The following is a 12985-nucleotide window of genomic DNA, read 5'->3' on the forward strand; positions in this document are numbered from 1 at the left end:
TTTATCATAATTCAAAGGGATATATATATCTTATTAGCCTTTTAATGAGGCTATCAGATTTATTAGACGGTTATCATCCAATGATAGCTAGACTGTTCAATGCTGCTTTGCTTGGCGGTTGTTCTGTTGTAACTTATTCCATAGCTAAAAAGATCTTATTAACGCCCAAGCAGGCTTTTAATAGTGCTATAGTTACCGGATTATTTCCAATTATGATTTTTGTTGGAGTTCAGTCTCTTCGAGATATTCCGATAGCTTTTATCATGCTCGTATCAGTTCATTTTTCGATCAGTCTTATAAAAAGTAAGTCTTTCTTTAGAAGTCTTTTTTTGATATTATTATTTATACCACTTGTTCTGATTATAGTTGAATTTCGGTTAACCAATGCGATCAATATTGGTATTGTGTTTTTTGTAGCAGTTTCGGTAAAGATGTTTTCAATCAGGAAGGTCTCAAATTTGCAAATTCTTTTTGCATTAACATGTCTTTTTGGGGTATATAATTTTTTACTCCGTTATGATCTTCCATTATTTATTGATTTGATAGGGAAGCTCGATTCTTCGCAATCTGCACTTTCGGAAGGTTTAGACCGTGCGGGAGAAGGGGGGCTTTCATTAATTTTGTTCAATCTTCCAGTACCCTTAAATTATTTCGGTTCTCTGTTTTATTCTTTTATCACTCCATTGCCAATAATATATCCCAATAATATCGACTGGAATTTCCTTTCCTTTGGTACTATTTATCAGTTTGTTTTTATTCCTTTTATTTTTATTGGCTTGAAAAATACATGGAGATCAGGATTAATGTTACCCTTGCTGGCAATGTTTCTTATTTGTTTTGGCGGTTATGTTTTTGGATCGTTTACATTCAGGCATATTACATATATAGTACCTTTCGCTGCTATCTATGGTGTCATAGGTTATGAGAAGTATAAAAAACAGCGTTGGGTAGTTTGGCCGAGTATGTTGGGAATATTAGTTTTCCTGATATTCTCATACTATGTTATAAAGTTATAGTCATCTAATTTATCATTTTTATTTCTTTTATGAATAATGTATCGGAGGTAGCTGGTAAGCTGCCTAAAATATTTATTGCAGTAGCTGTTTATAATAGAATCAAAACATCTATACCATTCGTTCAAAGGCTTATGCGGCAGTCTTATGATAATTTTAAACTTATCATTGTTGATGATATGTCTAACGACGGAACTTATGAAAAATTAATTCAGATAGGTAATGGTTCGGATAAGGTGACAGTATTAAGAACAGAGGGGAACGAGTGGTGGGGTGGATGTATGTTTAGGGCAGTTAATTATGTATTAGATTACTGTAACCCATCTGATTACGATTCCATCTTATTCATGAACGATGATGTAGACTTTGAAAGCGATATGCTGGAACGTTTCATAAAGGCACAAACACAATGGCCAGATTCAGTATTGGCAGGGCTGCCAGTATCTGAAGGCAGAATTCACGGCCCAGGCTCAAATATGCGCTGCTGGCCCCTAGCGCTTACATCGCGCCCTCATTCAGGTAAACTAGTTTCAGATACGACGGTTCCTGATGTGATTCCTATAGAATTTCAGTTTGGTCATGGAACTTTATATCCAGTAAAAATCATTAGAAATATTGGCAATATTGCCAAGGAAAAGTTGCCGCATTATCATGGGGATGGGGAGTTTTCTTATCGTGCTGTTAAAGCTGGATATAGATCGTTCGTTGTTAAGAATATTCCCCTTTACTGTGATACAAAAAGTACAGGTCTGTTTAATTCAATGAATAGTTCACAACGTTTTCGTGATATTCTTCCTTCTTTATTTGAATTTAAATCTATCAATAACATTAAGCATCGATGGCATTTTGCTCAATTAACTGCACCGCTTATATTGCGTATCCCATATTTTTGTAGCCAGACTATCAAGTCAATATTAAGGTCTGTATATATAGTAATCAAGAACAAATAATTGTATAGGTAATAACCAAGACAAGATCTTCATGAAAATTTTATGTTTTATCGGAGGGTATGGATTAGCTTATGACGAACGTCAGCGCAAAGAAGCCATTGAGCTGCAGATGTTAGGTTGTGAAGTAGAGATCATTGTTGCAGAACCATCAAATAATGCTGAGAAAGGAAAGACCTCTTATGGTATTGACTTTCAGAGTATATCATTATTTACACGTAAGTATTTGCCAAAAAAACGCTTTCTTATTGTGAAAGCGATAGAAATGCATCTTAGATTGTTTTTTATTTTTATAACTAAAAAGTGGGACGTTCTTTGGGTTCATGATCATGATATGGCACCGCTCCTTTTGTATGGATGGTTCTCTCGTCTTCTTTTTCAAAAAAAAAAAATTGTTTGGGATCAACATGAGTTAGGTCCAGAAAAGTTTTTTACCAAAGCTTTGTATCACACATTGTTAGGAATTCCTGATATAATTATCCATGCAAATCATGAACGAGCAGACCTTCTGAAACAATACGTACCTAAAAAAATATCTGCTAAATTTCGGATTATTGAAAATTTTCCTGAGCATGAATTTATTCAGGCTTCAGCAAATAGAATCAATCCTGATTTTAAATCTTGGCTCAATGGATCTCGTTATGTATTATTTCAAGGGATAGCAGCACACCACCGTAAAGTAATGGAGTCTATTCAAGCTATCCATTTTTTTGATGATATTAAATTGCTTATTCTTGGACCCTGTAATGAAGAAACAAAAGTGGAAATTGAGAAAAGATGGCCGAATTACAAACAGAAAGTATTTATAACAGGATGGGTTAACCCCGATATGTTTTTAGAATATATGGACCAATCAATAGCTAGTTTGGTATTCTATGAAAATTTGGATCTCAATCATTGGCTTTGTGCGCCCAACCGTTTTTACAATGCCTTGTTAAGGGGAATTCCAATAATAAGTGGGGCAAATCCGACTATGGCAAATATCGTTACTAAATACAATTGCGGGATAGTTTGTCAGGAGAATGGGAATAATCCCAATGAGATTTATGTAGCGATAAAGCATATAATGAGTTCATTGGATTTATATCGAAGCAATTGCCTTCGTATACGAGAACAGTATACTTGGGAAAGTCAAAAAGAAGTTTTCAAGACAATTATTAATAAAGCCTAACTAAAATAAATCATGAGTAAAATAATTAATCTCGAGCATCGTTTAAATGACTTCGTATTGAAAAGTCGGCTTCCCTTAGCAATAAAGAGGCTATATGGACTAATGCGAAATCATTTTGGAAGAACCCTTTATAGGTCTCAATTTCTCCCGCTTAAGTCATCTCCTAGTTATATAATATCTACCGCTCTTGAGAAAGGTGATCAGTTTATGGATATTGGTGCGGAAGAAGGACATATGATGGCTTTGGCGAGTGTGGCTGTAGGTAAACAAGGACGAGTGTTCGCATTTGAACCTAGGCAAGTTGCTGTTGATCATCTCAAAGTCATGATATCTGATTACGGGTTAAACAATGTGACTTTATATCAAAGTCTTTTAGGCACCACCATTGGAGAAGTAGAGATGTTTGAAAATTTTGAAAATCCTTCATCCTCCTCGTTGTATAGTGAATGGGGCGGTGGGCAATCACGTACATATCCGATGACCACGCTTGACGCTTGGGCAGAAACGAATCAGGTTTTTAAAACGGATTTACTCAAAATGGATGTGGAAGGGGCTGAGATGCAAGTACTCGAGGGCGGCAAAATGTTTTTGAAGCAAACACAGCCTATCTTAATTCTTGAAATTAGAGATCAGGACATCCGTTTGCAGAAATTTGGTTATGATGCAGATGACGTGTTGAAACTTCTTCGATCTGTTGGATATAGTAATTTCTTCTCATTAAGATCAACTGGATTAGCCGCTATAGAGAAAAGATCAGATATATTAGAATCTGATCATGATATGTTAGCAGTGTGTACAAATGAAGCCGCTCTTAGAAAGTTAAAGAAACTAGGCGTGATACATTTATAAAATTTATTTACAAATATTATGTGTGGAATAGCAGGAGGCGTTGGGATTAATGATCCACAAATAGATAAAGTTAAATTAAGTATTTCGCATCGCGGTCCTGATTCTAATGGAAGTTTTTGTGAAGACGAACTTTTTTTGGTACACACTCGACTCGCAATACAAGATTTGTCAGATCAGGCAAACCAACCTATGTTTTCAGAAGATGGGCAGTACGTAATTGTATTCAACGGCGAGATCTATAATCATCAGGACATCCGAAAAAGAATTGGCACAGGGGCGTCTTTCAGATCTACTGGCGATACTGAAACCGTTCTTATGTCTTATATTCATTTTGGTGAACATTGCTTGAATATGCTCAATGGCATTTTTGCAATGGCAATATATGATAGACAAAAAAGAGAGCTTTTTATTGCCAGAGATCAGTTCGGTGTCAAACCTCTATACATCTATTTTGATGATAGAGATAAATTGATGTTTTCTTCAGAAATAAAAACGTTTCTGGATTTTGATATATCTACTACTTTAAGTGCTGAAGCTTTAGCAAATTATCTTACTTACCTATGGTCACCTGGAACACTAACGCCATTTAAAAACGTCACAAAACTTTTACCTGGGCATTATTTGAGAATTGACGTTGGAAAAAAAATTTCAGTCAATCCTGTTAAGTATTATCAACTTGATTTTAATGGAATTTATTCTGATCAATCAGAAGATGAGTTGGTAGATGAGTTGGAAAAGAAACTTTTGAAAGCTGTAGAAAGACAAATGCTTTCAGACGTACCTGTCGGGTTCTTTTTATCGGGAGGACTGGATTCAAGTTTGCTGGTTGCAATGGCTAGAAAGCTTTATCCCTCTATGATATTACCTTGCTTTACGATTGACACTTCTGATTTGAGCAGAAATGAAGGTTTTGCAGACGACTTACATTATGCTAAAATAGTAGCAAAACATCTAAATGTTGATCTTCATGTTGTAAGGGCAGAAGTAGATATTGTCCAGGATTTTGACAAAATGATATGGCATTTGGATGAGCCGCAAGCAGATGCAGCCCCTTTGAATGTTTTTAACATAAGCAGTTTCGCTCGTAATTGTGGTATTAAGGTCTTGATTGGAGGTGCAGCTGGGGATGATCTTTTTTCAGGATATAGACGACATCAAGCCTTAAAGTATGAGACTTACTTTAAATGTATTCCGTTATTTATTGGAAAGCTGATAAAAGGCTTTGCAAACATTTTACCTGTAGATAAAACTCTTTTTCGAAGAATACGGAAAATAACACAGTACCTAGATAAAAATTCTGAAGAGAGATTGGCAGGTTATTTTAGCTGGCTTGATGAAGATGTTATGAAGTCATTGTTTACGGAACAATTTCAACAACAACTTTCAGGTTATTCTCCTTTATCTTTTCTAATAGCTTTGAATAAGGATATCCCGAAAGAGAGTAGCTTGTTAAATAAGATGTTGTATTGGGAGATGAAAAGTTTTTTAGTAGACCATAATCTTAATTATACGGATAAATTATCTATGGCAGTTGGTGTAGAAGCCCGAGTTCCATATTTGGATAAGGAATTGGTTGAATTCGCTATCAAAATACCACCTTCGCTTAAATTGAGAGATAATGAAACCAAATATATTTTAAAGAAGGTTGCTGAAAGATATTTACCTAAAGATGTGATATATCGTCCCAAAACGGGTTTCGGTGCTCCAGTTAGGAAATGGATAACTGAAGATCTCAAGAAAACAATTGATGAGAAACTATCGGAGATTCAAATAAGGAAACGAGGACTTTTCAATTACAATGCTGTACAAAAATTAATTAAAGATAATCAAGCGGGAAAAGTTGATGCATCCTATATTATATGGGGTTTATTGGCTATTGAAAGCTGGATGACTCAGTTTGTTGATAATAGAGAATAATATGATAAATAAAGATTAAAGTCCTATTCATCCATGAAGCAAATTATACAAGATATAAAAAATGGTAATACACTATTGGAAGAAATCCCAGTTCCTCTAGTAAAAAAAGGACATGTCTTAATTAAGACACACCGCAGTCTTGTCAGTTTAGGAACAGAAAAAATGCTTGTTGAATTTGGTAAGAGCAATTTGATTGCTAAAGCCCGGCAACAGCCAGAAAAAGTAAAACAAGTATTGGACAAAATTAAAACTGAGGGATTATTACCAACCCTCCAAGCTGTTTTCAACAAACTTGATGAACCGCTTCCTTTAGGTTATTGCAATGCTGGTGAAGTAATAGCAGTTGGACCAGATGTAGTAGGTTTATCAATCGGAGATAGGGTAGCCAGTAATGGGGGCCATGCGGAAATTGTTTGCGTACCTCGAAATCTGGTGGTGAAAATTCCTGATAATGTAAGTTATGAGGAGGCGACTTTTACTGTAATTGGTGCTATCGGATTGCAAGGGATACGTCTGGCTGATCCATCTATTGGCGAAACTGTAGTTGTGATTGGTCTGGGTCTTATTGGGTTGATTACTGGAGAATTACTTTTAGCAAATGGCTGTAACGTTATTGGTTTTGATTTTGATTCAAAAAAGGTAGCAATCGCAAACGAAAAAGGAATACAAGCATACGAGGCTTCAGGTTCGGATGTGGTTAGGATAGTAGAATCACTTACTGAAAACATTGGAGCTGATGCAGTCATTATAACAGCTTCTACCAAAAGTAATGATGTAATTAGCCAAGCAGCACAGATGAGTAGGAAGAAGGGACGTATCATTTTGGTGGGAGTAATAGGTCTTGATATCCAGCGGGCGGATTTTTTCAAGAAAGAGTTGAGTTTTCAGGTATCATGTTCATACGGGCCCGGCAGATATGATGATGACTATGAGCAAAGGGGGATAGATTACCCTGTTGGGTATGTAAGATGGACAGAAAATAGAAATTTTCAGACTATATTAAATGCTATTTCCAAAGGGCAGTTGAAGGTTACTCCCCTAATTACAGAACGGGTAGCTTTACAAGATTACCTTTCTATTTATAATAACTTAGGCGGTAGTTCTATTGCTTCTATACTTGAATATCCGGTAGCCGATATCAAAATGGAAGTAACTGTACAGGTAAAACCGGTATCTAACAAACCTTCTAAAGGTGTCATTGGAATTATTGGCTCAGGAAATTTTACCAAAATGACCCTACTCCCTGCCTTGAAAAACTCAGGAGCACATTATAAATACATTTCAAGTGCAGGCGGCCTTACAGCTAAATCTTTAGCTAATAAATATGGATTTGAATTCAGTACCACCGATTACCAGCAGATATTATTAGATGATGAAGTGGATCTTGTGATAATAACTACTAGGCATGATTTACATGCTAAGATGACAACTGAAGTGCTAAGGGCAGGGAAGCACGTATTTGTGGAAAAACCGCTTGCGTTAAATAAGGAAGAGTTGTCTTCTATTATTAATAGTTATCATGAAATGAATGATAGTGTTAGTTTGAATGTCGGTTTTAACAGACGTTTTGCTCCAGTATCAAGAAAAGCTAAGGAATTGGTAAGTAAATCTGTTTCACCTATGAATATTATAGCCACTATGAATGCTGGCTTTATTCCTGCTGATGTCTGGGTGCACAATATGAAAATTGGAGGAGGGCGTATTATTGGGGAAGCATGTCATTTTATAGATTTAATGATCTATCTAACAGGGGCCTTGGTTACAGAAGTACATATGAGTTCTTTGGGTGTTCATTACGAAGACAACACTGATAATGCTATCATCACGCTAAAGTTTTCGGATGGTTCTCAAGGGGTGATTAATTATTTCTCGAACGGTAGCAAGGCATATGCCAAGGAGCGAGTAGAAATTTATCAGGATAACAGAACATTATTGATTGACAATTTTAAATCCCTTACTGGCTTTGGTTTTAAGGGATTTAATCGACTACGAACCAGTCTCGATAAAGGGCATTCGTATCAATTTCAGCAACTCATTGAAGCTGTCAAGAAAGGAACAGGACAGCTTATTCCTATTAAGGAACTAGAGAATAGTAGTAGTGCGAGTTTTGCTGCGATAGAAAGTTTACAAACCAAAACAAGAGTTTTTATTTAAGCGATATGAAAATAACAATAATAGCTGGGGCTCGTCCAAACTTCATCAAAATAGCACCCATAATTGATGCAGTCACTAACAGTGGCAAAGCAGGTGAAAATATATCATACAGACTTGTGCATACAGGACAGCATTATGATAAAAATATGAGCGACAGTTTTTTTCAGCAATTAGGAATACCTTCTCCTGATGTAAATCTGGAATGTGGAGGTGGAACACAGGCTGAGCAAACAGCTAATATTATGGTAAAATTCGAGCGAGAATTGCTAGATAATCCTGCAGATTTGGTCGTGGTTGTAGGAGATGTAACTTCTACAATGGCATGTACAATCGTAGCTAAAAAGCTCAATACTAAGGTTGCTCACGTAGAAGCGGGTATAAGAAGTGGAGATATGACAATGCCCGAGGAAATTAATCGTATTGTGACTGATTCTTTATCAGATTACTTCTTTACAACCTCCCGTAAAGCAAGTGAGAATCTGATTAAACAGGGAATAGATGGCGAAAGAATTTTTTTTGTAGGAAATACGATGATCGATACACTTATGAAGCAAAAATCTAGATTTATTAAACCGGAGATATGGAATCATATTGGATTGGAAGAGAAAAACTATATAGTTCTGACTTTGCACAGGCCTGCTAATGTTGATGGAGAATACAAACTAAAAGAATTGCTAGAGGAAATTGTAAAACAATCCAGAGGCCTCAATATTGTATTCCCAGTTCATCCACGGACAGCAAAAAAATTAACTGAAATTGGTTTTAAGAGTCCGAAAATGAGTTTCGTTGAACCACTTAGTTATTTAGAATTTAATTATCTCGTCGAAAGGGCAAAATGTGTTATTACGGATAGTGGAGGTATTACAGAAGAGACTACTGTTCTGGGTGTTCCATGTATTACTCTAAGGGATAGCACGGAACGTCCTGAGACTGTGACGGTTGGTACGAACGAGTTAATCGGCATAAACCCCGCTGCATTGGCTCCATATATGAATATGTTATTTTCTGGTAATTGGAAAAAAGGGAATATACCTGAACTCTGGGATGGACAAACTTCCACTCGAATTATTGATATTTTAAATAATCTATACGCTTGATGCGCAGGTTCTCCATGCTACTGCAAATAACCGCCAACATGGGGTTGAGATATGTGTGTTATCGGTTATTGCATTTGATCAAAACTAAAGTTGGATGGTATGTATTGGTTTTCCCTAAAACTATAAAGACCAAGGTATTTATTAGTTACTCACAATGGCTTGAACAAAAGAAAGAATACTTTTTCGACAATCGCAGCGGTAATCAAATAGATTCATTGCTAACTGATGAAGAGAAGCGAAAAATCTCAGAATCTGCGTCAAAGATTAAAGACGGGGTCTTTCTCTTCTTTAATTCACAAGAGTTTTCACTTGGGGGTAATTATAACTGGATTACGAATCCACTCAATGGGTATACATATCCATCAAATTTACATTGGAGCAAGATCAATGATTACAATGATCAATCAGGTGATATTAAGTTTGTTTGGGAAAAATCCAGATTCAGTTTTTTATATTCTTTGATAAGAGATGAAGAGATTAATGGAAGCGAGCACAGAGAATTTATTCTATCGCAAATTTCTGAATGGATAGATGCCAATCCTGTTAATCAGGGTCCTAACTGGAAGTGTAGTCAGGAAATATCCATTAGGGTATTGAATTGGATATTCGCCATTTACTATTATTCTGATAAAGGGGTGATCGATGAAAAATTGTGGCAAAATTTTTTAAACTCTATTTATCAGCAAATGTGTCATGTTCGAGGACACATCAATTTTTCCAGGATAGCAGTACGAAATAATCATGCAATCACAGAAACCCTAACTTTATATATAGTTGGCTTATTATTTCCTTGGATGGATAAAAATGGCGAATGGAAAAAGAAGGGTAAAAAATGGTTTGAGCAGGAAGTTTCCTATCAAATTTATCCTGATGGCACTTTCCTTCAATTCAGCATGAATTATCATAGAGTAGTAATTCAATTATTAACTAAGGCGATAATACTCGCAGAGTTGAATAATGAGTCTTTTGACAATATTGTATATGAGCGTGCACATTGTTCAGTGAATTTCTTATATCAGTGCCAAAGTTTAGAAAATGGTTATCTACCCAATTATGGAGCAAATGACGGGGCATTGTTCTTCCCTTTGAATAGTTGTAATTATAGAGATTTTCGACCACAGTTGAATGCACTTCATTATGTGTTGACGGGAATGCATTTATATCCAAATGGTGCATGGATTGAAGATACAAAATGGCTACTCGGAAATAGTAGATTTAAAACTCGATGTCTTCATCCAGTTAAGCAACAATCAGGACTGGTAAGTTTTGATAAAGGGGGATATTATTTGATTCGTGATAGTAAAGGGCTAACATTTTTGAGAGCGGGATCACATAAGGATAGACCTTCTCAAGCAGATAACTTGCATCTTGATATATGGGAGGAAGGTAAAAATATACTTATAGATGGAGGCTCATATAAATACAATGATCCTGATAAGGAAATGGTAAGGTATTTCATCGGAACACAGTCACACAATACGGTAATGCTCGGTAATCATGATCAAATGTTGAAGGGAGGTCGTTTTGTTTGGTTTTATTGGACTCAGGTCGAAGATATTAAACTTGACGAGAATGAGTCTTATTACATAATTGATGCAACAATTAGTGCATTTCGACATTTAGATAAAGATTGTAGACATCGGCGTATTGTTAAGAAACAAAAGAACCGTAGCGTATGGATTATAGAAGATTTTATTTACTCCAATACGAATCATACTATCCAACAAATATGGCATACAATGCCAGAGAATAAGAATTGTTTGACTTTTGTACCTGATGTAGCTTATGATACCTCTTTAAGCAAAAAGGAAACAAAAGCTTGGCATAGTCCTCTTTATGGTCTTAAAGAATCATCCGAACAAATCGTCTTTTCAACGAATACTAAACAGCTTAGAACAACCATTTCATTTATAAATCAATAATGCGGATACTATTAATTCATCAATACTTTCTTGAACAAAATGATGGTGGTGGATCAAGGTGGAATGAAATGTCTAGAATGTGGGCTCTAGATGGTCATGAGGTCACAGTTTTGGCAGGGATGGTTCATTACACAACAGGCGTTAAATCTGAAAGGTATAAGGGGAAATATGTATTTGTGGACAGGTATCCTGAAGGAAATATAAGGGTCGTCAGATCGCATGTAAGTGAGTCTTATAATACTAGTTTTATAGGTAGATTATGGGGTTATTTCTCATTTGTCTTTAGTAGTTTGTATGCTGGAATCTTTTACGCAAGAGAAAAGTATGATGTGATCATAGTAACTTCTCCTCCTTTATTTGTAGGAATTACTGCGTATTTATTGTCTAAGCTAAAAAGAGTGCCATTCGTTTTTGAAGTACGAGATTTATGGCCAGAGTCGGCCATTGATACAGGTGTTGTTAAGAGTAATTTAATTATCAAAATGGCCTATTGGTTTGAATCTTTTATTTACAAAAAAGCCCATCTTATTAATGTATTAACTCCAGCGTTTAAAGATGCATTGATCAAGAAAGGCGTTCCAGAGAAAAAGATTATTTTAATACCCAACGCTGGAGATTTTGAATTAGTCAATAAAGTGAGCAAAGAATTTGATGCTATAGCGTTCAGGAATAAACAAAATGTTAGTAAAGATTCATTTGTAATTACCTACGTTGGTGCCCATGGTGTTGCCAATTATTTAGACCAGATTCTTGAAACAGCTGATATTCTTCGTGATAAAAATATAGTTTTCTGGTTAATCGGTGATGGGATGGAGAAAAACCGATTAAAGCTAAAAGCTAATCAAATGGGACTTGAAAATGTGATATTCTTTGATCCCGTACCTAAAGCCGAAGTTTTTAAATATATTCTAGCTTCTGATATGGGGGCTTCTGTTTTAAAAAAAGCCGATGCATTCAAAACTGTATACTCAAATAAGACCTTTGACTACATGAGTTGTAAAAAGCCAATTTTCATGGCAATTGATGGTGTGTCTCGTGCTCTTGTTGAAGAAGCAGATGCTGGGATCTATGTTGAACCTGAAAATGCAAATGACTTTGCAGCAAAAGCGCTTCTTTATCAAAAAAATCCAGATCGTGTTTTTGGTCAAGGAGTAAATGGTTATGATTATGCAATCAATAACTTTGACAGAACAGTTTTGGCTAAAAGATTTATTAATTTCCTTCAAAATATAGACCACATAAATGTATCAAATGATTAAACGAGTCCTTGACTTTTCATTTGCACTCATGATTTTAATATTGACATTCCCTGTGATTATATTGCTGACTATTATATTATTTATACATTTTGGATTCGAGAATCCCTTCTTTACACAAAAGCGACCTGGTAAAAATGCGAATATCTTTACTTTGATTAAGTTTAGGACGATGTCAAGGAAAAAAGATGATAATGGTATTTTATTGCCAGATTATGCGCGTCTAACTAGGTTGGGTAAATTCATTCGAAAAACATCATTAGACGAGTTGCCTCAATTGATAAATGTATTCATGGGAAGCATGAGTTTAGTAGGACCTAGGCCTTTATTACCAGAGTATTTATCTTTATACAATGAACGACAATCCAAGCGCCATAATGTATCACCGGGTATTACAGGGTGGGCGCAAGTAAATGGGCGTAATGCTATTTCTTGGAATGAAAAATTTGAGTTAGATATTTGGTATGTAGAGAACCAATCTTTTTTGCTAGATTGTAAAATATTGTATTTGACTTTATTAAAGCTGTTTCATACAACTGAAGTAAACATGAAGGATCATGTAACAGCTGAACCCTTTAAAGGAAATTTGATTTAGATGTTATTGTATGGTGCAAGTGGGCATGCAAAAGTGATTTGTAGTGCATTGGAAAGTTTATCAA

10 protein-coding genes are annotated in these 12985 nt (G+C 35.6%); all 10 read left to right on the forward strand.

All coding sequences use genetic code 11. The features are described from left to right. On the forward strand, window positions 1-1016 hold a 1016-nt coding region (locus ACTIEV_RS14860; RefSeq protein ID WP_439516754.1), incomplete at its 5' end, for a hypothetical protein. A 29-nt stretch (window positions 1017-1045) separates the two neighbouring features. Then, window positions 1046-1963, forward strand: a complete 918-nt coding sequence (locus tag ACTIEV_RS14865) for a glycosyltransferase family 2 protein (RefSeq protein ID WP_439516755.1) — start codon at window positions 1046-1048, stop codon at window positions 1961-1963. A gap of 31 nt (window positions 1964-1994) precedes the next feature. Further along, entirely contained in the window at window positions 1995-3131 is a 1137-nt protein-coding gene (locus tag ACTIEV_RS14870) for a glycosyltransferase (protein ID WP_439516756.1), read from the forward strand. A 12-nt stretch (window positions 3132-3143) separates the two neighbouring features. After that, the gene (locus tag ACTIEV_RS14875) at window positions 3144-3980 is read left to right on the forward strand and encodes an FkbM family methyltransferase (protein WP_439516757.1); all 837 of its coding nucleotides are present in this window, start codon (window positions 3144-3146) and stop codon (window positions 3978-3980) included. An 18-nt stretch (window positions 3981-3998) separates the two neighbouring features. After that, entirely contained in the window at window positions 3999-5897 is a 1899-nt protein-coding gene (gene asnB, locus ACTIEV_RS14880) for an asparagine synthase (glutamine-hydrolyzing) (RefSeq protein ID WP_439516758.1), read from the forward strand. Between the two features lie 33 nt (window positions 5898-5930). Next, window positions 5931-8051 carry a bi-domain-containing oxidoreductase gene (locus ACTIEV_RS14885; protein WP_439516759.1) on the forward strand — a complete coding sequence of 707 codons (2121 nt, stop codon included), beginning with the start codon at window positions 5931-5933 and terminating at the stop codon, window positions 8049-8051. 5 nt (window positions 8052-8056) lie between these two features. Then, on the forward strand, window positions 8057-9148 hold the full coding sequence (gene wecB / locus ACTIEV_RS14890) for a non-hydrolyzing UDP-N-acetylglucosamine 2-epimerase (protein WP_439516760.1): 1092 nt from the start codon (window positions 8057-8059) through the stop codon (window positions 9146-9148). Between the two features lie 38 nt (window positions 9149-9186). After that, window positions 9187-11070: an alginate lyase family protein gene (locus ACTIEV_RS14895; RefSeq protein ID WP_439516761.1), complete on the forward strand. Its 1884-nt coding sequence runs from the start codon at window positions 9187-9189 to the stop codon at window positions 11068-11070. Continuing rightward, window positions 11070-12329 carry a glycosyltransferase family 4 protein gene (locus tag ACTIEV_RS14900; protein WP_439516762.1) on the forward strand — a complete coding sequence of 420 codons (1260 nt, stop codon included), beginning with the start codon at window positions 11070-11072 and terminating at the stop codon, window positions 12327-12329. Before ACTIEV_RS14895 ends, ACTIEV_RS14900 begins: the two co-directional genes overlap by 1 nt. Further along, a complete protein-coding gene (locus ACTIEV_RS14905; protein ID WP_439516763.1) occupies window positions 12322-12921 on the forward strand; it encodes a sugar transferase in 600 nt (199 codons plus the stop codon). The genes ACTIEV_RS14900 and ACTIEV_RS14905 overlap by 8 nt, the downstream gene beginning before the upstream one ends. Window positions 12922-12985 lie beyond the last annotated feature (64 nt).

Source organism: Sediminibacterium sp. (assembly GCF_051861365.1).
GTDB lineage: Bacteria > Bacteroidota > Bacteroidia > Chitinophagales > Chitinophagaceae > Sediminibacterium.